We start from the raw sequence: 23,654 nt of genomic DNA on the forward strand, positions 1-23,654 counted from the left end.
TGTGAAAACTGACTAACAGATCTTCTATGTTATAGGATGTGTTTAAAATCCCCATTCAATTATCTTTATCCTAAAAGCTATTTTGTTGCATTTATTATATTTAGATAATATTTTATTTTTAAAAATTTTTAAATGTTGAGAAAATAAGATAGTTGCTCTTATAATAATAAAGAAAGCGTATACAAAGTTTCTGAGGGGGATGGAAATGAATTTTGATTTAACTTCTGAACAAGAAATGATTAAACGCATGATCAGCCAGTTTGCTGACGAAGAAGTTGCACCTGGTGCCATAGAACGCGATAGAACGAAAAGATTTCCAGTAGAGATATTTAAGGAATTAGCAGAAATGGGGATTATGGGGCTTCCTTTTCCTGAAGAATATGGTGGTGGCGGTGCAGATACTGTCAGTTTTGCTATTGTAGTCGAAGAATTAAGCAGAGCTTGCGGTTCGACAGGTATTACCTATTCAGCCCATATTTCTTTAGGAGGGGCACCGCTTTATTTGTTTGGAACGGAGGAGCAAAAACAAAAATATTTAATTCCGATTTGTAGAGGAGAATCTTTTGGTGCTTTTGGTTTGACGGAACCGAATGCTGGTTCTGATGCAGGCGGAACAAGAACATCTGCCAAGGAAGAAAACGGTGAATTTATTATTAATGGTAATAAGTGTTTTATTACCAATGCTAGCTTCGCAAACCATTTAGCGTTAACGGCTGTGACTGGTGAGAAGGAGGGAGAAAAGGAGATTTCAGCTATAATCGTCCCTACTCACGAGGCTGGTTTTACGGTTATTGATAACTATGAAAAAATGGGCTTGAATTCTTCTAATACGACAGAGCTTGTGTTAGAGGATGTACGAGTCCCGGTCGAAAACCTCTTAGGGAAGCGTGGAGAGGGCTTTAGGCAGTTTTTAATTACACTTGATGGCGGACGTATAGGAATTGGTGCAATGGCAGTAGGGATTGCTCAGGGAGCATTTGATAAGGCCCTTGCCTACTCGAAGGAACGGAAACAGTTTGGCAAATCGATTTCCTCCTTTCAAGCGATTCAATTTAAGCTTGCCGATATGGCGATGAAAATTGAATTAGCACGAAATATGGTATATAAGGCAGCATGGTTAAAAGACCAGGGAAGACCGTTTTCAAAAGAAGCTGCGATGTGTAAACTATATGCTTCAGAAATTTGTATGGAAGTGACGGATCAAGCCGTGCAAATTCATGGAGGTTACGGCTATATGAAGGAATATCACGTCGAAAGAATGATGCGTGATGCGAAACTGCTCGAAATTGGCGAGGGTACGTCTGAAGTTCAACGAATGGTTATTTCACGATTAATTGGTTGTAAATAACTAAATAGGGGAAGATAACAAGAGGCTGAAGTTAATATATATATTTCGCCTCTTATTCTTTTTTACAAAGATTATAGTGATAAAATAAGTTTAGGGCTTTTCCTTCTGTTCTTTTTCAAGTAAAATAGTAGTTGTTTGTAGACGGTTTTTATATTTAACAGATTTACGTACATAGGGAGGTTATATCATGAAAAAAAATCCGGTTATTCCTTACATTCTCATCCTGGTTTTTGGAATTGTTCTTGTCTTTATCTTGTCCTTCAAAGGCCTTGGAGATATGAAAGAAGTCGCTAAGGATAAAGGGGAAGGCGGTAAGACAACAGAAGTAGCTTCATCCAACCCAGAGGATATTTATAAAAATGCCGGTTGTATTGGTTGCCACGGTAATCAGTATCAAGGGGGAATGGGCCCTGCGTTAAAAGGTATTGGTGACAAGTTATCAAAAGACCAAATCAAGGGATTTTTAACCAATGGTAGTCCAAAAGGAATGCCACCTGGCTTGGTAAAACCTGAACAAATGGATGCGATGGTAGAATGGGTATCTAAAATTAAATAAGTTTTATTAAGAAAGGTCCTTTGCATCTGTAAAGGACTTTTTTTATAATTAAAAGAATCTAAATACATAAATTAAAAAGTGGTGGTTTTTTTGAATACAGATAAGTTATCAGTCCGATTGGGTACGGTTGCTAAATATGTACCCAAAGGAGCAAGAATGGTGGATATTGGTTCCGATCATGCTTATTTACCTTGTTACTTAGTGAAGAACGCGGAGATACTATTTGCCGTAGCTGGTGAAGTGGCTGCAGGTCCCTATCAATCGGCGGAAAGAAATGTTTTAGCTGAAGGATTGTCAGAAATTATTTCTGTTCGTTTGGGTGACGGTCTTGACGTTATTCAATCTGGTGAGGTTGATTGTGTGACAATTGCCGGAATGGGCGGTGCCTTAATTACAAATATTTTAGAACGGGGAAAAGATAAGCTAGGTTCAGTCAATCGTCTTATTTTACAACCAAATATCAGTGCGATATCGATTCGGAAGTGGTTTTTGGATAACAACTGGGAGCTCACCTCGGAAGAAATAATTGAAGAAGACGGAAAGATTTATGAGGTTTTGGTTGGCGAAAAGGGTGTGCCTGACAGACCTTATAAATCAGATCTGGAAACTGGACTCTTATTAGGACCATTACTTGTAAAAAAACAGGACGAAATATTTATTAAGAAATGGACAGCTGAGAAGAAAAATTGGCAGCGCATATATGCTGCTCTTGAGGGTGCAGCTGAAACCGTCGAGACAATTGAAAAAAAGCAAGAAATAAGCGAAAAAATAAAATTAGTAGAGGAGGTTTTGAAGAATGAAGAATCCTAATGGCTATGAGGTTATTCAGCTGTTTGAACAGTTTTCACCGAAGGGTTTGGCGATGGAGGGTGATAAGATAGGCTTACAAATCGGCCGCTTAAACCAAAAGGTTGAGCGAATTATGATTGCCCTCGATGTTCTCGAGAATGTAATCGACGAGGCCATCGAAAAAAAAGTGCAGCTGATTATCGCCCATCACCCCATCATTTATCGCCCACTTAAGAACTTACTGACTGATACGGTACAGGGAAGAATGATTGAAAAATTATTAAAACATGATATTGCAGTGTACGCGGCACATACAAATCTGGATGTAGCGAAGGGCGGAGTAAATGATCTCTTGGCTGCAGCGTTAGGGTTAGAAGATGCAGAGGTGCTCGTGCCTACATATGAAACAAAGCTTAAGAAAATAGTCGTTTTTGTTCCTACCAGCCATGGGGAAGAAATCAGGCAAGTCCTGGGCAATGCAGGGGCGGGGTTTATTGGTAATTACAGCCATTGTTCTTTCTCGGCAAATGGTACTGGCAGGTTTTTGCCGGGGGATCATACTAACCCTTACTTGGGTCAAGCTGGCAAGTTAGAAGAAGTGGATGAGGTTCGGATTGAGACAATCGTTCCTGAGCCGCTTTTGAAGAAGACGATTACCGCAATGATAAAGGCACATCCATATGAAGAGGTTGCCTATGATGTATATTCAGTGGAAAATCAAGGAGAAGTGCTTGGGCTTGGCAGAATTGGCAAGGTAAGTGAAATGACCCTTGGTGAATTTGCGGAAAAAGTCAAAACAGCGCTTGAAGTGGAAAAAGTTCGGGTAGTGGGGGATTTAACCACGAAGGTTAAAAAGGTTGCTGTTCTAGGCGGGGATGGCAACAAATATTTCATGAATGCCAAGTTTAAAGGGGCAGATGTATATGTGACAGGAGATATTTATTATCACACTGCCCATGACGCCATGATGCAAGGCTTGAATATGATTGATCCCGGTCATAACGTTGAAAAGGTAATGAAAAAAGGTCTGACAGCGAAGCTACAATGGATGTGCCAAGAATCAGGCTTTGAAGTAGAGATTTTTCCTTCCGAAGTAAATACTGACCCGTTTCAATTTTTATAGAGTTTTGTGAAACTTTTTTAGGGTTCTAAGCGACCGAAAAGTCAAAATACTGAAGCCAACGGTAGCCAATCGGGCTTATATTAATCAAAAGAGCAGTAAGTTTTTAAAACAATAGCTATTTTTTAACATAGACAAACAAAAAGAACCGGTCAATGACACGGTTCTTTCTAATACTATCAGAATTTATATCATTGGACTTTGAGAATTGTCCAGCTCCAGCGCCCAGCGGCTAGTAGACTTCGCTCTTCTCCCTACGATAAGTCAACATCGGATCACTATTGCTCTCCGTGTTGTCTAGCTGCAGCGCCTAGGGGCTCAGGGTCATAAGTCAATCCGTCAAGAAGGCTAAAAGACAGCCTTCTCGCCGGCTCGTCTTATGCCTGTCGCCTCTGGGCAAGGCACTTCCGCTTTTCGATTTTCCTTTATCTCAGTCGAAGCGCTCCAGTCTATACGCCGCTAAACGGGCGCTTTTGCTTTTCTTATTTTAAACCTCAGCTTTTTTAACCCGTGGTAGAATCCTGCTTAATTGGACCTTTTTTCTGCGTTCCCAGGTAGCTTCATTATTTGGGTCGAATTGTTCAAGGAACGTAATCACTTCTTTTGTTATCGGTGTTGGGGTGGAGGCTCCAGATGTTACTGCAACATTTTTGGCCTCTTTAATCCATTCTATTTCTAATTCAGTGATATCAGCAATACGATAGGCCTTTGTTCCGGCAATTTCCTCAGAAACCTGTGCTAATCGATTGGAATTGTTACTCTTCGGATCACCAACCACAATAGTCACATCCGCTTCGGTTGCCTGTTCAGCAACCGCTTCCTGTCGGATTTGAGTTGCATGGCAAATTTCATTATAAACTTCTACATGGGGATATTTTTCCTTTACTTTTTTCATCGTATCGGAAACGTCCCATTGGCTCATGGTTGTTTGGTTTGTAACAATTAGGTTATCACTTTCCAATGTTAACGCTTCAACATCCTTTGGAGTTTCAACAAGATGGACCATACCTGGAGCAACACCAACGGCTCCCTCTGGTTCAGGATGTCCTTTTTTTCCAATGTATATGACTTGATACCCTTGTTTCGTTTTTTCCTCAATCAGGTCATGTGTTCTTGTGACATCAGGACAGGTTGCATCAATCGTTACAAGACCTTTCTTTTTCGCAAGCTGCCGTACCTCCGGGGAGATTCCATGTGCAGTAAAAATAACAGTACCTTTTTCTACTTTATCGAGTATATCTTTCCGATTTTTCCCGTCAAGGGTAATAATTCCTTCCTCTTCGAAAGCATCGGTAACATGTTTATTATGAACAATCATCCCTAAAATGTAGATTGGCCGTGGCAGTGATTTATCTAATGCGGCATTTCTGGCAATAACCATTGCATCGACAACACCATAACAGTAACCTCGTGGTGAGATTTTGATAATTTGCATATAGGAAGTCCCCCTAAAAAGACATTGTTTAATAGTCTATGTATGTATTATATAAAACTAATAGATATAATACAAAGATACATTTTACCTTTTAGCTTTGGGAAGTAAAAAAGAATGCTGTTTTTCAGCATTCTCGATTTATATATACAATTTAGGTCTCGAAGTTCCCCTTTGGTGGTGATTTCTTTTTTCGGAGCTAGGCTTATTTCTTTTTTCGGAACTAGGCTGACTTCTTTTTTCAGAACGTGGCCGTTGTTCTTTTTTTCGGCTAGTTTTTACTCGGGTGGTAGTCTTGTTTTCTTTAGATTCAGTGCTTGACGACTCATCGATAAATGCTTCTGTTGCTTTTTTAGTTTCATCTGATGAATTTTCAGTGCTTTTTGAGGCATTTTTGAAGCCTCTATATAATTTCCAAATGGCTGGGATATTTCTGACCATAGGGCCGTACTGTTGAACCATCGGTCCAATTGACTGTGCTGTCTTTAATACCTGCTGGGTATTGTTCAGAAAGCCAGATATTCCTGCAGGATTACTTAATGATTTGAGCAAGCCTCCGCCGCCTGCAGCTCTTCCCGCTCCTTGCATACCCAAAAGACCACCTGGACCGCCGCCTGCAGCTCTTCCTGCTCCTTGCATACCCAAAAGACCACCTGGACCGCCAGCTTGGGTGCCTCCTCTGCCGAGAATTTTCGAGAGTAAACCACCGCCGCCCCTATTCATTTGTGAGGGTCCCATCAATTGCCCCATCATCGGATTCCTACCACCCATAAAATTGGGTGGAGCCCCCATCATCGGTCCCCTCCCGCCAAATGGATTTCCGCCTGGTCCCATCATTGGACCTCTTCCTCCAAACAGACCTTGGCCCATCCCGCCTTGCATGGGCATTCTTGGTCTTGGCTGCATACAAACTACTCCTTTCAATATCCTTCATACATTAAAATATGCAATTAACCTAATTTGGTTTAGGTATTAAACACATAGAAAAAACTAAATTTACGTTTTTAAAAAGTGGACGAAAGGTAAAAGATGAGGATAAAAGAAATGTTAACTGGTGATTTTAGAGAAACTCTACTATAATTACAGGATGGAAAGAAAGTGAAAGCTCATGCTGAGGGAAGAAAACTACGTCATAATCACTAGAGAATTTTTAAAATAAGGAGCAATTATATGAAAGTAAACCAATTTGAGCGTTTTAAGTTTCAGTCTTTTATTATAGAATCCATGAATAAATTTGGCTTTTTTGAGCCGACGGAAATTCAGGAGCGGATGATTCCAGTCGTTTTAAAGGGAGAAAGTGCTATCGGTCAATCGCAAACAGGGACTGGTAAAACATTTGCCTATGTTTTACCCATCCTTGAAAAAATCAATCCACAGCGACAGGAAGTTCAGGCTGTTATTACCGCACCGACAAGAGAACTAGCAACCCAAATTTATCACCAAATCCTGAAAGTTACAGAACAATGCAACCCGGAAAACCCTATCATGACAAGATGCTATGTCGGGGGCACGGACAAGCAGCGTACAATTGAGAAATTGAAGGTGCAGCCGCATATTGTCGTTGGAACGCCGGGGAGAATTAAGGATCTAATGATTGAGAAGGCTCTTTTTATCCATACTTCGAGTATCCTGGTGGTGGATGAAGCAGATATGATGCTCGATATGGGATTTATTGAAGATATGGATCAAGTAGCTGCTAAAATGCCGGTAAACCTGCAGATGCTTGTTTTTTCAGCAACTATTCCTGAGAAATTAAAACCATTTCTAAAAAAATATATGGAAAATCCAAAGACGGTTCAGATTGATTCAAAAAGAAAAGCGGCTGAAAACCTGCAGCATTATCTTCTGCCATCAAGGCATCGTAATAAAAAGCAGCTTGTTCATGATGCACTCATTCAGTACAATCCATATTTGGCCATTGTTTTTACAAATACCAAAAAAATGGCTGAAGAAGTGGCCGGCTTTTTAACTGGAAAAGGATTAAAGGTTGGCCGCGTTCATGGTGATTTAAACCCGCGTGAACGAAAAAAGATGATGAAACAGATTCAGGATTTGGAATACCAATATATTGTTGCCACTGACCTAGCTTCCCGAGGGATTGATATTGAAGGAGTCAGCCATGTTATTAACTATGAATTGCCTTCTGATTTAGATTTTTATATTCACAGGGTGGGAAGAACAGCGCGAGCAGGAAATTCAGGGATTGCTCTTACTGTGTTTGAACTTTCCGATGAAGATGCATTAAATCGATTAGAAAAAATGGGTATTCAATTTAACTATGTGGATCTAAAGAAAGACGGTTTTGTCGAAGCGGATGATCGAAATAAAAGAAAGACCCGCGTGAGGAAAGAGGATGAGGCAGATAAAAAAGCCAAATCAATGATTAAGAAACCGCAAAATGTGAAACCAGGCTATAAAAAGAAAATGCAATGGGAAATGGATAAAATTAAAAAACGTCAAAGAAAAATAGATCAGAGAAAGAAATAAGGAAGGATTGGAGAGGGTAGGGATGTTAAAAATTGGCTCACATGTTTCGATGAGTGGGAAAAATATGCTGCTTGCTGCAAGTGAAGAGGCGGTATCATATGGCGCTAATACGTTTATGGTCTACACGGGCGCACCGCAAAATACAAGACGAAAGAAAATTGAAGACCTAAATATTGAAGCAGGGAGACGACATATGGAGGCAAACGGGATCTCCGAAATTGTTGTCCATGCGCCCTATATCATCAATATTGGCAATACTACCAATCCGGACACATTTGAATTGGGGGTTAGGTTCCTTCGCAGTGAAATAGAACGAACAGAAGCGATTGGGGCACAACAAATTGTCCTCCACCCTGGGGCCCATGTTGGTGCAGGCACAGAGGCGGGGATTAAGAAGATTATTGAGGGCTTAAATGAAGTATTAACGGGTAAGGAGCAGGTTCAAATTGCTTTGGAAACAATGGCAGGAAAAGGCTCTGAGTGTGGTAAGTCATTCGAGGAACTCGCGATGATCATCGATGGTGTCAACTATAGTGATAGGTTGTCTGTGTGTTTCGATACCTGCCATACCCATGACGCTGGCTATAACCTTATCGAAGATTTTGACGGTGTATTAAATGAGTTTGATAAAATCATTGGTCTCGACAAATTAAAGGTGCTCCATATTAATGACAGCAAAAATGCAGTGGGTATGCGGAAGGACAGACATGAAAATATCGGGTTTGGTCATATCGGTTTTCAGGCACTCCAATACATTGTTCATCATCCACAGTTAGCTGATGTGCCCAAAATTTTAGAAACCCCCTATGTAGGTGAAGATAAAAATAATAAAAAAGCACCCTATCAATTCGAAATAGCCATGCTTCAGAGTAGAGAGTTTGACGCGGATTTACTTGATAAAATTATCCAAGCATAATTATCGGAACAAAAAGCTGTGCCTAGTGCACAGCTTTTACTGTTTTGTAAACTGTAGAAATAATTTATTAACTTCACGTGCCGTCTCGGGTCCGGCTGATTTGGCTATTTGTTTTACTAATTGTGCACGCTCTGCATCATCAAATATATTCACATTTTTCCCTTTTAAGTATTCGGCGATTTTTCTAGCCTGATGCCTGCTAACGGCAATATTAAATTGATGGGCGTACTTTAATAATTCTTCAGCTGTAATCGTGTTAATCTTATGATTAATGATGTTTTCAAAAATTTTCACTCTCACCACTCCTCCATGTTAATGTATGAAGAAGATACAGGAGTGTGACAATCGATTATTGTTAGAGCAACCAGGCTGTATCCTTTACAAATTAGTTGGGCCTATTGTATACTACTTAAAGTTAAATCGGAATGATTCTTAAAATTAAAGGTGAGAATAAAGACTATGCAATCAATTATTGAAATAAAACAGCTAACCTATCGCTATGAAAAAGATACTGTCCTTGAGAATATCAATATGACTATTCCTTATGGTTCTTTTTTGGCGATTGTCGGCCCAAATGGGTCAGGGAAATCAACACTTTTAAAGTTAATATTAGGCTTGCTAAAGCTGCAAAAAGGTCAGATTCTTTTATTTGGTCAGGAAATAACTAAGTTTAAGGATTGGCAGCAAGTTGGATATGTATCGCAAAAGGCTAATTCCTTTAATACAGGTTTTCCAGCTACTGTTTTTGAAGTCGTCGCAAGTGGTTTAACAAAAAAATTAGGTCTGTTTACATTTTTTAAAAAAGAACATGCAATAAAAGTAAACGAGGCTCTAGATGCTGTCGGAATGAAAGGGTATAGTAACAGAAATATTGGCGAACTCTCAGGTGGACAGCAGCAAAGGATTTTTATTGCCCGCGCCCTTGTGAGTGAACCACGGCTGCTTATCCTTGATGAACCAACTGTTGGGGTCGATGCCGAGAATGTCAATTCTTTCTATCAAATGCTTGGTGAATTAAATAAGAGCAGAAATATCGCCCTCCTATTGGTTACCCATGATATTGGTACGATATCGGATAGGGTCTCACATGTTGCCTGTTTAAATAAGCATTTGCATTTTCACGGTGAAACAAAGGAATTTGAACAGCTTAGAACTGAAGGTGTTTCTGAGTTTTATGGTCATGATGTTCATTTGCTTGCCCATCACCATGAGCACGGAGGCGTTTAAAAATGATTCAAGGACTTTTTCATTATGAATTTTTACAAAATGCTTTCCTAACAGGGATACTGATCGGAATCCTTGCCCCGCTCCTTGGGGTATTTATCGTCGTTCGAAGATTATCCTTGATTGCTGATGCCCTTAGTCATGTGACACTGGCAGGTATTGCTGCAAGCCTACTCATCGAAAGAAATTTTCCGATGATGGCAGGTCTAAATCCTCTTTACTTAGGGATGGCTTTTTCAGTGGGCGGATCATTGTTCATTGAAAAACTAAGAGGTGTCTATAAACACTATCAAGAATTGGCGATTCCAATTATCCTTTCAAGTGGCATTGGGCTCGGGGTTATTTTTATTTCGCTGGCAAATGGATTTAATACTGATTTATTCAGTTATTTATTTGGAAGTGTATCCGCCGTCAGCCGGGCCGATTTATGGGTTATTTTTATCATTAGTATCGTAGTCATTATCGTGATTATTTCATTGTATAAAGAGCTATTTTTACTTTCATTTGATGAAGAGCATGCGAAGGCCTCAGGAATTGCAGCGAAAAGCATTCATTTCATATTTATTATCATGGTTGCGCTTGTGATTGCGGCTTCGATGAGAATTGTCGGGATCCTTTTGGTTTCCTCGTTAATGACGTTACCAGTTGCAGCAAGTATTCGCATTGCTAAAGGTTTTAAACAGACGATATTCTTATCCATCCTTTTTGGGGAAATTTCCGTGCTTGGAGGGCTTTTCACAGCCTATTATCTAGACCTAGCTCCTGGTGGAACCATTGTCATGCTAGCGGTGCTAATATTAGTGTTGGTAATCTTTTATAAAAAAATAATGATTAATAAACACGTAGATATAGGGAGGGCAGCCAAGTGAACGTACAGGAGGCTATTCAATATTTAAAAGAACATGGATTTAAACAGACAGGAAAACGTGAAGATATGCTTCAACTATTTGCTGATAGTGATAAATATTTAACGGCAAAGGAAGTCCTTGATCAGTTAAAGGATGAATATCCGGGCTTGAGCTTTGATACTATTTATCGAAACTTGACGTTATTTGTGAATATGGGGATTTTAGAAATGACCGAGTTATCAGGAGAAAAGCACTTCCGCTTTACTTGTTCTAGACACCAACATCACCATCATTTTATCTGTCTTGACTGTGGCAAAACGAAAGAAATTGATACATGCCCTATGAATGGATTAAGCGAAAACTTAAAAGGATATGATATTTCCGGACATAAATTCGAGATTTATGGACGTTGTCCAGAATGCTTGTAAAAGAAAACTCGCCAATTTCAAAAACGGCGAGTTTTTTTGTTAAAAAATATGAAAGTATAAGATTTTCGACTTTGAGAATTGTCCAGCTCCAGCGCCCAGCGGCTAGTGTACTTCGCCCTTTTCCCTACGATAAGTCAAAGTGTTCCAGTCCATACGCCGCTTAACGGGCGCTTGCGCTTTTCTTATTATGTTCCAAAACCAGTTGTTGGCGATATTTTTCGTTCTTTAGCCAGTTTTCTACCCAAATATTTGCCTCTTTCCAATCATTGACGCGGATGACACCTTTTGGAATTGGTTGCTGATTATAAGGTGTATCAAATAATATAACAGGAATTTGGCATTCTTCATGAATCATTACGGCATTATCATGTTTATCTTCAAAAAAGATATCCACTTCATGCTTTTTGGCTGTTTCAACTTTATCATGGGAACCGATTAGTTCGATGTGATCAAAAGTTAATCGATGATCAAGGAACCATTTTTCAGTCACTTCTAATAAATAGGATGATCGCGCACTAATAAAATACAATTCATGGTCCTTTTTCCAGTTATTAAGTACTTTTATTACGCCATGTGCGGGCGGGGAGCCCTGGTAAATAATCGGTTCATTTTCGCTAAACCATTTTGCAAATACCTCTTCAGGAACATTAACGAAGGGGGTTAATTCGTATTGATCAACCTCCTCATAAGCAATGTTCATGCAAAAAGCTTTATTAATATAAGGTATTATTGATTTAGGGCATGTGATTGTCCCATCGATGTCCATTCCAAATCTTTTTTTCATTAGTTATGCTCACCTTCAAATTGCTGTAGATTATCTACTTTTATTTTACCAAAGTCGAGGTTTCAATAAAGTATCTATTTAGTGGAAAATCTCATCTGGAGAAGAAATGATTAACTAGATGTGACAAACATTAACATATTAAAATTGCGATAAGGGCAAACAATAATAAATGCTCCTATTACTGAAAGCGAGGGATTCGGATGGCAGATGAAAGAGACAAGAAAGTACAAGAAGCTCTCCAAAATGCTAATATCGGTGAAGATATCCCAAATTTCCCTTCAGAGTTTAGGGATGCAGCAGCGGAAAATGATCAACCAGTAACGACTGAATCCACAACAAATAGGGAAAATGCTGACTCGATAATTGGTGCGTCTGTTCCAATGAAATCTTCAGCCTATAAAGAAGAAATGTCTCCAGAAATAGGTGCTACGGTACCAATTAAATCAGCTTATCAGGAAGAAACAGCCGCAGAAATTGCGGCGCCTGTTCCAGTCGTACGAGGAAGAGAACGGGATGACGAAAGGGAAACGACTGCAGGTGGAACCGGAATGGGTACACTTGCTTTAGCGCTTTCGATTTTATCACTGTTTGTAATGCCTATTCTTTTTGGTGCTGCAGGTATTGTGTTAGGGTTCATTGCAAGAAGCAGAGGTGCTACAGGACTTGGTGCATGGGCAATCGGAATTGGGGCGATGTCGATAATTGTCGGTATCTTTATTCTTCCCTTTTTTTAACACGATACTGCATAGGAGCAAAAAGAAACCCGGTAAAATCACCGGGTTTCTTAATGTTTATTTTGTTATTTTTTCTTCCTCGGCTTTTTTCCGGAAGTATTCTTCTGCGACTTGATCGATTTCCTTTTTCAATTCTTCAACCATTTGCGCTTCCGGGACCTTTCGGACAATTTCGCCCTTCCGGAATAATAGTCCTTCCCCGCGTGCACCAGCAATACCGATGTCAGCTTCTCGAGCTTCACCCGGTCCATTAACGGCGCAGCCAAGGACTGAAACCTTTATGGGTGCCTTAATATTTTGAATATATTCCTCGACTTCATTTGCAATACTAATCAGGTCAATCTCGATACGTCCGCAGGTTGGACAAGAAATAAGTGTTGCAGCATTAGATGAAAGACCAAATACCTTTAAGAGCTCTCGTGCTACTTTTACCTCTTGAACAGGGTCGGCACTTAAGGAGATCCGAAGTGTGTTTCCAATTCCTTTATTGATGATGGCACCAAGTCCTGCAGCGCTTTTTACAGAACCGGAAAAAAGTGTTCCTGATTCAGTTATTCCTAAATGCAACGGATAATCGAAAGCTCGTGCTGCCTTATCGTAAGCTTCAATTGCCAGATTTACGTCAGATGCCTTCATAGAGACGATAATATCATGAAAATCTAAATCCTCAAGAATTTTAATATGGTGGAGCGCACTCTCAACCATACCATCTGCAGTTGGATAACCGTATTTGTCTAGTATCTTCTTTTCAAGAGAACCAGCATTTACCCCAATTCGGATTGGAATACCGCGTTTTTTTGCGGCTTTTACGACTGCTTCAACCTTTTCCCGTTTCCCAATGTTCCCAGGGTTAATCCTGATTTTATCAGCCCCGCCTTCAATCGCTTTGAGGGCTAATTTATAATCAAAGTGAATATCAACAACAAGGGGAATATTAATTCTTTTTTTGATTTCTGGGATGGCATTTGCTGCACGTTCATCCGGGCAGGCAACTCGAACAATTTGACAGCCTGCATCCTCTAGGCGTTTTATCTCAGCAACAGTTGCCTCAACATCATGGGTTTTGGTTGTTGTCATACTTTGTATAATTAATTCATTGCTCCCGCCAATCGTTAAATTACCAACTTTTATTGGTCGGGTCTTTGTGCGATGGATAATTTCATTCAACTTTCATTCGCTCCTTTAATTGGAATTCGAATAGGGGATAAAAAACAATTCGACTCTATTTTATCAGTCTACTACTGTTTTTGACAAGAATTAGCGTCTATCCGCTTTAGTGTGAGTAATCAGGAAAATGATAGGTAGACCCAGTTTGAATTTTTTCAGGTGTTTGACCAGGATTTAGTTTACGAAAGTCGACTATCAGATCGGCAATTGAAATCGGCAGTGGTTTATTTATCTTATGCTCAACAATTGAGATCACTGTTTCACCAGGCTTTACTTTTGCGTCAAAGGAGGGAATATCGATTTTTGGTTTTCCTGTTGTTTTAACGTTGGCATCCACTTGCTGCTGAATTGATGCAGTTGGAAGCGTGCCAATTGTTAAATCGAAATAAATAACATATATGACAAGAACAGCGAATAGGAAACCCAAAATTTTTTTCATCGGACAAGCCTCCAAAATGGAATATTTGTACATTCCTATGCTTGTCCACTTTCAAAAAGAACCTCAGGATAAAAAAAAAGCATCCAATGGACGCTTTTTAATTAATCTTCTGTTTTGGTTTCGGTATTTCGTTAATAGCTAAGTATAAGACGATAATCACGACTAACCAATTAATCATAAAACTGTTAGGTACCGTTGTTTTAATGGCAGCCATAATGGTGAAAAATAGAGTAGGCAAGGTTTCGCTGTAGGCGGCCATTCTCCATAATTGCCGATATGTTAACTTTCTGCCTAACAGGTTTTTTAATGCTAATCCAATTAATGCTAGAACGGAAACTTCGATAAAACTGGCTGCACTAGAAAATAAAAAGAGTAACACGGAGATAATTGGGATGATAATCCCCTGATTTTCACCCATTATATCAATAAATTTCAGCAAATCTTCTTTAGAGAAATTTAACCCCTGTAGCATGGAATAAGGATATGTATTACTCCTGCCCCCTGAAGCAAGGACAAATTCATCCTTTAATAAAGCAAAGGCATTTCCTTCATTCTCAACATCAGTGTTTGAAACTGCCCCTGTTGGATCGAGAATAATCGTTAAGTCATCTTGATTACTCGTAACGGGAACCTTTGTATCGGCAGTAAGTTGACCGTTCTTTATTGAAAAAGCAGGTAATTCATCACTTATAATGGTTCTAGCGGAATTTATTCCAGTAGAAAGGGCGGTACTAAAAAAAATAATTGATGGCAGAATAGAAATTAATGTCAAGAAGAAGACAAATAAAATGGTTTTTCCGATTCCTTGAAAACGAAATAGGGCAATATCCTTTGGAGAATAGATACTTTTAATTAATTGTTTAAAAATATTCATACTGGACCACCTTTACACAGATTCACCATTCTATTGTAGCTTTTGTGAACGGTATACACAAGAATGTCCAATTATTTGTGAAACTAAATTTATTGTTATCCGTATCTAGTTGATAGTGTACGAAAAGAAAAGTTGGCTAAATTAACAAGAAAAATTAAAGAAGGATGGAAGATATGGAGATTGTTTATTGGATTGTCATAAGTGTTCTTTTTATTGTTGCTTTCGTCGGACTGGTGTACCCCATCATCCCCAGTGTATTATTTTTGTTAGCTGGGTTTTTATTATATGGCGTCTTCTTTAGTTTCGAGTCATTCCATTGGCTGTTTTGGGTTATTCAGGGTTTGTTCATTGTGCTTTTGTTTGTCGCAGATTATATTGCCAATATGATTGGAATAAAAAAATATGGCGGTTCTAAAGCAGGAATTTGGGGAAGTACGATTGGTATTATCCTTGGACCATTTGTTATCCCTGTTCTCGGAATCCTCATTGGCCCGTTTATCGGAGCGATTGCTGCTGAAGTAATCTTTAACAAAAGAAATTTTAGCGACAGCTTAAAGATAGGTTTTGGCTCTGTTATTGGCTTTATAAGCAGTGTTTTGACAAAAGCGATCATTCAAGTAATTATGATTGCCTACTTTTTTATAGTTGTTTTATAATAAAAGCCACCTGTGGGGTGGCTTTTCCTAATTAATCCCGCAAATTTCAAAGGAACAATTTTGGCAATCAACTTCTTCTCTTAAATAGCTTAAGTTTTTCACGGTGAACAATTGGTTTTCGTAAGAAATAATATCCTTCTCACGAAGATCTTTTAAGGAGCGTTGAATGACTTCCCTGGTTCCGTATGTTAGATTGGCTAACTCTTGATGTGTTAACGGCAGGTTAATCAGGATGCCATCCTCTGTTTTTACCCCATAAGTGTTGCAAAGGCGGATGAGGATGGAGTATAAGCCACCTTTCTTCCCGTTCATAATTAAGTCCTGGCATTTCATCTGAGCCTTTAAATATCCAGTACTTAGCCAAGAAACAAGAGCATTCATTGCCTCGGGGTCCGCTAAAACAAATTCTTCAAATTGCTCTCTTTTTATGATTAGGAGTTCGCAGTCGGTTATTGTTTTGGCATAAAACTGATAGCGGGGATTTGCCTTAAAAAGCTGATAATCGACAATGAGTTCTCTATCGTTTAAGATTTTTAAAATAAATTCTTTTCCTCGCAAATGGACTCTTCCAAGCGCAATACTTCCTTTAAGCAATAAGTACACATATTGGGCAGATTCCTTTTCCTGAAATAGAACGGAGCCTGATTTGACTTTTTGGATGGGTTCTCTTTTTTGGAAAAATTGAACCATTAAACTATATATAGAAAAATTGGTATCTTGCATGTTTATCACCCTTTATCCCTTTCAGTTTGATTAAAATGAATTATTAACAACATGTCAATAAGGGATTTACATGAACTGGAAATAAGTATAGGGGGATATGACAAAAATCGTTGACAGAATGCTGTTCTGGTGAATCATGACAATTTTTCGAAAAATGATAGCTGATGTTTTGGTTTTCGTTTTTATATAAAATTTGCGAATAAAAATGATTCCAATGGGTAATGTATTGGTGTTGGGAATCTAAGCATTTTATTTGAATCGCTTAACCAATTTTGGTATCTTTAGAATAAAGCTTTAGAAATATTCTTAAAAATCATTTTGATTTTTAGGTGACGCTAAAGCTAAAAAATACGATTTACATAGGAGGAATTACCATGGCATTTGAATTACCACAATTACCTTATGCAGAAAATGCACTTGAGCCACACATTGATAAAGAAACAATGAATATTCACCACACTAGACACCACAACACTTATGTGACTAATTTAAACAATGCTTTAGCAGGTAATGAAGAACTATTATCGAAATCTGTTGAAGAAGTTATTTCAAACTTAGATGCTGTTCCGGAAGCTGCCCGTACTGCCGTACGTAACAATGGCGGCGGCCATGCTAACCATTCTTTATTCTGGCAAATTCTTTCTCCAAATGGCGGCGGTGCCCCTGCTGGTGAGTTAGCAGATGCTATCAACAATAAATTTGGCAGCCTTGAAAACTTTAAAGAAGAGTTTGCAAAAGCAGCAACGACTCGCTTCGGCTCCGGCTGGGCATGGTTATCTGTGAATAATGGTGAATTAGAGGTTTCTAGCACTCCTAACCAAGATTCTCCATTAATGGAAGGTAAAACGCCTCTTCTTGGTCTTGATGTTTGGGAGCATGCTTACTACCTAAAATATCAAAACAAGCGTCCAGACTATATCGGTGCATTCTGGAATGTCGTTAACTGGGACGAAGTAGCTAAGCGTTATAACGCAGCAAAATAATTGAATTTGATTATTGTGAAAAAAGGCAGCTGAAAGCTGCCTTTTTTTGTCTATTTCCTGGAAGTTTGAATAAGAACTACTGACTTGTTAAAGACTACCCTTTAGATAAAGGGGAGTTTTTATGGCAAAAAAATTTAAGATTTTAGGTGATGTAGAACTAACAAAAGATTTGTCACTACTGCTAATTATTGGTGGGTTATATTCATTAAGCATCGCTCTATCCAACACTTTTGTGAATATTTATCTTTGGAAACAAACGGGAAAGTATTCGGATTTGGCCCTTTATAATCTCTCAATCGTCGTATTGCAGCCTCTAACATTTATTTTAGCGGGCCGATGGGCCAAAAAAATTGACAGGGTGATTGTCCTTAGAATTGGTGTTATCTTTTTGGCGCTTTTTTACCTCGCAGTTTTAGTAACAGGATCAAAAGCAGCCACGTATTTACTTGTTTTAGGAAGCCTTCTTGGCATTGGCTACGGTTTTTATTGGCTTGCCTTTAATGTTTTAACCTTTGAAATCACTGAACCGGAGACGAGGGATTTTTTTAATGGATTTTTAGGGGCGTTATCGTCTGCTGGAGGAATGATTGGCCCGCTTTCTGCAGGATTCATCATTACAAGATTTGAAAAGTTCACCGGTTATACCATTGTTTTTGGCTTGTCATTAGCTTTATTTGCTCTTGCGGTGTTTATGAGTTTTTCATTGAAACCACGACCTGCGGCGGGAAGTTATTGTTTTAAAAGGATTTTAGAAGAAAGAAAACTAAATGAAAATTGGCGTCTCATTACAAATGCTCATTTTTTCCAGGGCTTAAGGGAAGGGACGTTTTTATTTGTTATCTCTGTCTTTGTTTATATTTCAACGGGGAGTGAACTGTCGTTAGGGACTTTTGGTCTGATTAATTCGGGAATATCATTTGTTGCCTACTATTTAGCCTCGAGGTTTATTAAGAAAAATCATCGAAAAAAAGCGATTCTTATTGGCGGGATTATCCTCTATGCAGCCGTCCTGCTGATTGTCTGGGATATGAATTTTGCTAAGCTGTTAATTTATGCCGGTATGATTGCAATTGCTTATCCACTCCTGCTCGTTCCGTATAATTCAACTACATACGATGTGATTGGAATAGGGTGGAAGGCGGCAGAAATGAGAATCGAGTACATTGTTGTCCGTGAAATATTCTTAAATTTAGGGCGGATTGTTTCGATCCTGGCCTTTTTAGCCGCAGTAACTTGGTTTAATGAAGACAGAAGCATTCCCATTTTACTATTGTTTTTGGGTGCAGGTCATTCAATGATTTATTTTTTCATTAAGAAGGTACAATTACCTGTGGCGTAATGCGATGAGTTTTTATACTCATCGCATTTTTTCTTAGTGCCCTCGGGTGCTTTGGCTATTCTTTTAAAAATTGGTAAGGGTTATTCATAGAAAAATGGAGCATTATCTAATAAAATAGAGAAAGTATCGTTAAGCGTTGTAAAAAGGAAGTGTATTTAAACATTGAATAAGAAAAAGAAAAAGAAGAAGTCACATGTTTCCTTTCGCTTGAACATGGTATTCTTTGTTGTGTTCATCCTATTCTCTATTTTGATATTTCGTCTCGGTGAAATTCAAATTGTTTTTGGCGATGATTTTAAACGTGAACTTCAGCGGACTGAAGATATAACCGTTAGTAATCCAGTACCAAGGGGGAAAATGTTTGATCGAAATGGAAAAACTATTGTCGACAATACCCCAATGAATGCGATCACTTATACTAAATACCAGAATGCCAATCAAAAGGAAATGCTCGATACAGCTAAAAAACTGGCAAATATCATTAGTATTGATACGACAAAAGTCCGTGAACGCGATAAACAAGATTACTGGATTTTAAATAATCCTGACAAAGCAAAAAAATTAATCACCAAAAAAGAATGGACGTTATACGACGAAAAAAAATATGAATATAAGCAAATTTATAATTTGCAGCTTAAAAGAATTCCCGAATCTGAAATCGCTAGTTTTAATAATTATGAACTCAAAACGATTGCCATTTTAAAGCAATTTAATAGTGGGTACGCCTTAACACCGCAAATTGTCAAAAATAAAGATGTAACCCCGGAAGAATTCGCTGCCGTCAGTGAAAATTTAGAGAATCTTCAGGGTGTTGATACAACAACAGATTGGGTTCGAAACTATATTTTTGGAGATACGTTAAAATCTATTCTCGGTGATGTTTCGTCCTCAGAATCAGGTTTGCCAAAGGATGAGGTCGAAAAGTATCTTGCCCAAGATTACAGTCGAAATGATCGAGTAGGAAAAAGTTATCTGGAATTGCAATACGAAAATGTCCTTCATGGTCAAAAGGCAAAGGTAAAAAATGTTACCGATAAGTCTGGGAAAATATTATCTACAGAAGTGGTTTCTGAAGGGAAACGGGGAAGTGATCTTGTTTTATCCATTGACATGGATCTTCAGACACAGGTAGATAAAATTATTGAAGAAGAAATGTGGAATGCCAAGAAAAAACCAAATACCGGCCTATTAGACCGGGCCTTTGTTGTCGTAATGGATCCTCACACAGGTGAAATTCTATCGATGTCCGGCAAGCAAATCCATAAGGATGACAAGGGAAAAACGGTTATGGATGACTATGCTCTTGGGAATTTCACCTCCTCCTATAACGTTGGTTCTGCTGTTAAAGGTGCGACCATTCTAACCGGTTATAAAACGGGGGCGATTAGTCCTGGGGATACCCAAGTGGATGAACCAATAAAGATAGCAAACACAAAAGTAAAGAAATCTTGGAAAACCTTTGGAAGAATTAATGACTTAAGGGCTCTTCAGGTATCGTCCAACGTTTATATGTGGAAAACTGTTATTGCAATGGCACATGGACATTATGTACCCAATCAACCACTGCCAATCGATATTACTGCCTTTGATACGATGCGCAAGACGTTCAGTGAGTTTGGTCTTGGTACGAGAACGGGGATTGACCTTCCCAATGAAACACCTGGGGTTACAGGGACTGAGACAAAACCTGGTTTACTGATGGACCTTGCCATAGGCCAGTATGATATGTATACTCCCATGCAGCTTGCCCAATACGTTTCGACTATAGCAAATGGCGGATACCGGATTCAACCGCATATTGTGAAGGAAATTCGCGAACCAGTTACGGAAAATAATGAATTAGGCCCAATTGTTAAAGAGATTGAACCAACCGTACTAAATCGTGTCGATATGAAGGATGAATGGATCAAGCGTGTTCAAGAAGGATTTCGAATGGTGATGCAGGTTGGTGACGGTACTGCTGTGGGTACTTTTAAGAGTGCACCCTATCATCCAGCTGGAAAAACAGGAACAGCACAGGCGTTTTATTATGGTTCCAATCGGAGTCAGTGGGGAACACCTGTCATGAATTTAAGTCTAGTAAGCTTTGCACCATCTGATAATCCTGAAGTTGCAATGGCTGTTGTTGTGCCATGGGCATACCAGGGCAATAGCGGTCCAAGCGTTAATAACATCATCGGAAAAAGGGTGTTAGATGCATACTTTGACTTGAAGAAAACACGTTCGGGTAATGAAGGCACGGCAGCTTCTGACCAGCAAACACAAAATACTGACAGCAATCAAAACACCCAGCAAACCGGCCAATAATAATTTGAAACACCTGTCTCATTTTGAGGCAGGTGTTTTTCTTTATCAACTAATCAGTGATACAAAAACTACAATAATTTGCTTGTTTATCAAAAAGAGCCCAAGTATTTTTAAAATCGCCTATAGAACAAGAATGCTTTTTCCTTTAATATGGAAGGGGGAGAAAAAGTAGGAGGATATACAAATTGAAGGAAAATAAGAAGAAAAAAAATATTAATATATCAATTAGAATAAACATACTATTTTTTGTAGTCTTTGTTCTATTTGCAACGTTAATTCTGAGACTTGGAACAATACAGATTGTCTTTGGAGAAGATTATCAGCGTGAGATAGAACAAAATGAGGTTATATCAGTAAATTCGTCTGTGCCACGAGGAAAAATTTATGACACGAATGGAAAGTTAGTTGTTGGAAACAAACCTTTAATTGCTATTACTTACACACGGACTAAATCAGTTAAACAAGAAGAAATGTTAGCCACTGCAAAAAAACTAGCTAAACTAATTAATAAAGACACAGAGGAAGATTTTAAATCCATTACAAAACGTGATCGTCAAGATTTTTGGATAATAAAACATCCAAAGGAAGCTAAGGCTAAGATAACCAAAGAGGATGAAGACAGACTAAAGAAAAAAGAGTTGGATAAAAAAGAATATGATAAAGAAATATATAACTTAACAAGAGAAAGAATTACTGACAATGAGTTAAATTCTTTTACCAAGCAGGAACTAGAGGTATTAGCAATTTTTAGTGAGATGTATAGAGGGACAACGCTATCACCGCAAATCATTAAAAATAAAAATGTAACGAAGGAAGAATTTGCAGTTGTTAGCGAAAGCCTTGAGTTCTTACCAGGGGTGGACACCACAACAGATTGGGATAGGTTCCAAGTATTTAAAGATAATGAAGGGAATGGAACATTAAGTTCGGTTTTAGGAAAAGTCACTAGTTCAAAAGAAGGCTTACCAAATGATAGCCTTGATTACTTACTAGCTAAGGGTTATAGTCGTAACGATCGTGTAGGAAAAAGCTATCTTGAGTGGCAGTATGAAGATGTCCTCCAAGGTCAAAAGGAAGTCGTAAAGAATATTACCGACAAATCAGGCAACGTTTCCAAATCTAATATATTTATAGAAGGAAAGAGTGGAAAAGACTTAGTTTTATCACTCGATATTGAACTTCAACAAAAGATTGATGAGATTATTCAAGATAAACTTAGTAAAGCCAAAGTTGGTCAGCCATATATGGATCGAGCATTAGTATCTGTTATGAATCCTAAAACTGGAGATATGCTTACTATGGCTGGTAAACAATATGTTAAGGATAATGAGACAAACAAAACCGAAGTGAATGATTTTGCATTAGGAAACATGACCACTTCCTATTCAATGGGTTCTGTCGTTAAGGGAGCAACCGTTTTAACGGGATACCAAACAGGTGCGATATCTCCAGGGGAGAGTCAAAATGACCGACCATTGAAGTTTAAGGGAACAAATGTTAAAAAATCCTGGGACACGACTGGTTTTGGCCAAATTGATGATTTATACGCTTTAAAAAGATCATCGAACGTCTATATGTTCTTAACGGCTATGAAAATTGGCGGACAACAAACGTATATTCCCGATGGTCCGTTAAGCATAGACAAAATTGCCGCGATAAACAAATTAAGAAATAATTTTGCTCAATTTGGATTAGGGATTAGGACAGGCATTGATCTACCTGGTGAACAAACGGGATACGGTGTTGGTCAAATTCCGCCTGACGCCGGTAAAGTTTTGGACTATGCCATAGGACAATATGACACCTATACACCACTGCAGCTTGTTCAGTATATTTCTACGATTGCAAATGGTGGTTTTAGGATTCAACCGCACTTAGCAAAAGAAATTCGTGAGTCAAATAGTAATACAGATGAATTGGGTCCGATTATTCAAGAAATAAATCCTAAAATTTTGAACAAAATTGATATGAAAGATGCATGGATTAAACGTGTTCAAGAAGGATTGAAATTGGTTGTCAATGATCCAAAAGGCACCGGATACGGTACGATCAAAAACAAACAATATAAGATTGCTGGGAAAACAGGAACAGCCCAAGCTCTATATGATGGCCCCTTACCAGGTCACCCCATGTTATGGAATGTAACTTTTGCCGGTTATGCACCTTACGACAATCCTGAAATTGCTATATCAGTTGTCGTCCCATGGTCAACTACTGATAAAACACATACTAATTTAGAAATAGCTGATGAAGTTTTTAAAGCCTATTTTGATTTAAAAGAAAAGCGGGCCAAAGAAGGAATAGATGGACAGGATCCACTTCAAAAGAAAGAAATGAATGAGGATAAGGAAAAAAGCCCTTCCGAATGATCAGATTCAGATTGATTAAATCATGGTGTCCAATATTAGTTATTTAGTTTTTTAATGATGGATTGGCCCTGCTAACAGGCCTGTTGATTTCCGCTCTGGGCACTCGCTTTCCGCGGGGAGGTCCGGGAGCC

The 23,654-nt window shown here is 38.6% G+C and carries 23 protein-coding genes; 15 read left to right on the forward strand and 8 right to left on the reverse strand.

Annotated elements, in window-relative coordinates; all coding sequences use genetic code 11:
- Nucleotides 1–205 precede the first annotated feature (205 nt).
- The 4 genes from RTR43_RS18170 (at nucleotide 206) to RTR43_RS18185 (ending at nucleotide 3,816) form a co-directional block, all read left to right on the forward strand.
- On the forward strand, nucleotides 206–1,348 hold the full coding sequence (locus RTR43_RS18170) for an acyl-CoA dehydrogenase family protein (protein ID WP_312473633.1): 1,143 nt from the start codon (nucleotides 206–208) through the stop codon (nucleotides 1,346–1,348).
- Nucleotides 1,349–1,535: 187 nt separating this feature from the next.
- Nucleotides 1,536–1,904, forward strand: a complete 369-nt coding sequence (gene cccA, locus RTR43_RS18175) for a cytochrome c550 (RefSeq protein ID WP_312473634.1) — start codon at nucleotides 1,536–1,538, stop codon at nucleotides 1,902–1,904.
- A gap of 90 nt (nucleotides 1,905–1,994) precedes the next feature.
- Nucleotides 1,995–2,714, forward strand: a complete 720-nt coding sequence (locus RTR43_RS18180; RefSeq protein ID WP_312473635.1) for a tRNA (adenine(22)-N(1))-methyltransferase — start codon at nucleotides 1,995–1,997, stop codon at nucleotides 2,712–2,714.
- Nucleotides 2,701–3,816, forward strand: a complete 1,116-nt coding sequence (locus tag RTR43_RS18185) for a Nif3-like dinuclear metal center hexameric protein (protein ID WP_312473636.1) — start codon at nucleotides 2,701–2,703, stop codon at nucleotides 3,814–3,816. The genes RTR43_RS18180 and RTR43_RS18185 overlap by 14 nt, the downstream gene beginning before the upstream one ends.
- Before the next feature lie 484 nt (nucleotides 3,817–4,300).
- Here RTR43_RS18185 and RTR43_RS18190 read toward each other — a convergent pair whose 3' ends face one another.
- Nucleotides 4,301–5,248: a 4-hydroxy-3-methylbut-2-enyl diphosphate reductase gene (locus RTR43_RS18190; RefSeq protein ID WP_312473637.1), complete on the reverse strand. Its 948-nt coding sequence runs from the start codon at nucleotides 5,246–5,248 to the stop codon at nucleotides 4,301–4,303.
- Nucleotides 5,249–5,386: 138 nt separating this feature from the next.
- Nucleotides 5,387–6,151, reverse strand: coding sequence for a VrrA/YqfQ family protein (gene vrrA / locus RTR43_RS18195; protein WP_312473638.1), 765 nt, complete (start codon nucleotides 6,149–6,151; stop codon nucleotides 5,387–5,389).
- Nucleotides 6,152–6,415: 264 nt separating this feature from the next.
- Between vrrA and RTR43_RS18200 the strand changes: the two genes are divergently transcribed.
- A complete protein-coding gene (locus tag RTR43_RS18200; RefSeq protein WP_312473639.1) occupies nucleotides 6,416–7,732 on the forward strand; it encodes a DEAD/DEAH box helicase in 1,317 nt (438 codons plus the stop codon).
- 22 nt (nucleotides 7,733–7,754) lie between these two features.
- Nucleotides 7,755–8,648 (forward strand): deoxyribonuclease IV, encoded by an 894-nt coding sequence (locus RTR43_RS18205; protein ID WP_248735695.1) that lies wholly within the window; start codon nucleotides 7,755–7,757, stop codon nucleotides 8,646–8,648.
- A 36-nt stretch (nucleotides 8,649–8,684) separates the two neighbouring features.
- Here the strand turns inward: RTR43_RS18205 and RTR43_RS18210 are convergent, their stop codons facing one another.
- Entirely contained in the window at nucleotides 8,685–8,942 is a 258-nt protein-coding gene (locus tag RTR43_RS18210; RefSeq protein ID WP_312473640.1) for a DUF2624 domain-containing protein, read from the reverse strand.
- Between the two features lie 165 nt (nucleotides 8,943–9,107).
- On the opposite strand from RTR43_RS18210, the gene RTR43_RS18215 reads away from it, so the two are divergent.
- Genes RTR43_RS18215 through zur form a run of 3 tightly spaced genes read left to right on the forward strand, consistent with a single transcriptional unit; the run spans nucleotide 9,108 to nucleotide 11,148 of the window.
- Nucleotides 9,108–9,875: a metal ABC transporter ATP-binding protein gene (locus RTR43_RS18215; protein ID WP_312473641.1), complete on the forward strand. Its 768-nt coding sequence runs from the start codon at nucleotides 9,108–9,110 to the stop codon at nucleotides 9,873–9,875.
- 2 nt (nucleotides 9,876–9,877) lie between these two features.
- Nucleotides 9,878–10,741, forward strand: coding sequence for a metal ABC transporter permease (locus tag RTR43_RS18220; RefSeq protein ID WP_312473642.1), 864 nt, complete (start codon nucleotides 9,878–9,880; stop codon nucleotides 10,739–10,741).
- A complete protein-coding gene (gene zur / locus RTR43_RS18225) occupies nucleotides 10,738–11,148 on the forward strand; it encodes a zinc uptake transcriptional repressor Zur (RefSeq protein WP_248735691.1) in 411 nt (136 codons plus the stop codon). Before RTR43_RS18220 ends, zur begins: the two co-directional genes overlap by 4 nt.
- Before the next feature lie 160 nt (nucleotides 11,149–11,308).
- On the opposite strand, the gene RTR43_RS18230 is transcribed toward zur, so the two are convergent.
- Entirely contained in the window at nucleotides 11,309–11,932 is a 624-nt protein-coding gene (locus tag RTR43_RS18230) for a hypothetical protein (protein ID WP_312473643.1), read from the reverse strand.
- Between the two features lie 407 nt (nucleotides 11,933–12,339).
- Between RTR43_RS18230 and RTR43_RS18235 the strand changes: the two genes are divergently transcribed.
- Complete coding sequence (locus tag RTR43_RS18235) at nucleotides 12,340–12,666, forward strand: hypothetical protein (RefSeq protein ID WP_312473653.1); 327 nt, start codon at nucleotides 12,340–12,342, stop codon at nucleotides 12,664–12,666.
- A 57-nt stretch (nucleotides 12,667–12,723) separates the two neighbouring features.
- Here the strand turns inward: RTR43_RS18235 and ispG are convergent, their stop codons facing one another.
- The 3 genes from ispG to RTR43_RS18250 form a co-directional block, all read right to left on the reverse strand.
- On the reverse strand, nucleotides 12,724–13,824 hold the full coding sequence (gene ispG, locus RTR43_RS18240; protein WP_312473654.1) for a flavodoxin-dependent (E)-4-hydroxy-3-methylbut-2-enyl-diphosphate synthase: 1,101 nt from the start codon (nucleotides 13,822–13,824) through the stop codon (nucleotides 12,724–12,726).
- A gap of 115 nt (nucleotides 13,825–13,939) precedes the next feature.
- Nucleotides 13,940–14,272 carry a hypothetical protein gene (locus tag RTR43_RS18245; protein WP_312473644.1) on the reverse strand — a complete coding sequence of 111 codons (333 nt, stop codon included), beginning with the start codon at nucleotides 14,270–14,272 and terminating at the stop codon, nucleotides 13,940–13,942.
- A gap of 97 nt (nucleotides 14,273–14,369) precedes the next feature.
- Entirely contained in the window at nucleotides 14,370–15,146 is a 777-nt protein-coding gene (locus tag RTR43_RS18250) for a DUF1189 domain-containing protein (RefSeq protein WP_312473645.1), read from the reverse strand.
- A gap of 173 nt (nucleotides 15,147–15,319) precedes the next feature.
- Between RTR43_RS18250 and RTR43_RS18255 the strand changes: the two genes are divergently transcribed.
- On the forward strand, nucleotides 15,320–15,802 hold the full coding sequence (locus RTR43_RS18255) for a DUF456 domain-containing protein (protein ID WP_312473646.1): 483 nt from the start codon (nucleotides 15,320–15,322) through the stop codon (nucleotides 15,800–15,802).
- A gap of 27 nt (nucleotides 15,803–15,829) precedes the next feature.
- Here RTR43_RS18255 and RTR43_RS18260 read toward each other — a convergent pair whose 3' ends face one another.
- A complete protein-coding gene (locus tag RTR43_RS18260) occupies nucleotides 15,830–16,525 on the reverse strand; it encodes a Crp/Fnr family transcriptional regulator (protein ID WP_312473647.1) in 696 nt (231 codons plus the stop codon).
- A 374-nt stretch (nucleotides 16,526–16,899) separates the two neighbouring features.
- Between RTR43_RS18260 and RTR43_RS18265 the strand changes: the two genes are divergently transcribed.
- The 4 genes from RTR43_RS18265 (at nucleotide 16,900) to RTR43_RS18280 (ending at nucleotide 23,523) form a co-directional block, all read left to right on the forward strand.
- On the forward strand, nucleotides 16,900–17,508 hold the full coding sequence (locus tag RTR43_RS18265) for a superoxide dismutase (RefSeq protein WP_312473648.1): 609 nt from the start codon (nucleotides 16,900–16,902) through the stop codon (nucleotides 17,506–17,508).
- A gap of 121 nt (nucleotides 17,509–17,629) precedes the next feature.
- Nucleotides 17,630–18,847: an MFS transporter gene (locus RTR43_RS18270; protein WP_312473649.1), complete on the forward strand. Its 1,218-nt coding sequence runs from the start codon at nucleotides 17,630–17,632 to the stop codon at nucleotides 18,845–18,847.
- Between the two features lie 213 nt (nucleotides 18,848–19,060).
- Nucleotides 19,061–21,154 (forward strand): peptidoglycan D,D-transpeptidase FtsI family protein, encoded by a 2,094-nt coding sequence (locus tag RTR43_RS18275; protein ID WP_312473655.1) that lies wholly within the window; start codon nucleotides 19,061–19,063, stop codon nucleotides 21,152–21,154.
- 185 nt (nucleotides 21,155–21,339) lie between these two features.
- Nucleotides 21,340–23,523 carry a peptidoglycan D,D-transpeptidase FtsI family protein gene (locus RTR43_RS18280; RefSeq protein WP_312473650.1) on the forward strand — a complete coding sequence of 728 codons (2,184 nt, stop codon included), beginning with the start codon at nucleotides 21,340–21,342 and terminating at the stop codon, nucleotides 23,521–23,523.
- Nucleotides 23,524–23,654: the final 131 nt, after the last annotated feature.

It is taken from the genome of Neobacillus sp. (genome assembly GCF_031988165.1).
GTDB lineage: Bacteria > Bacillota > Bacilli > Bacillales > Cytobacillaceae > Neobacillus > Neobacillus rhizosphaerae.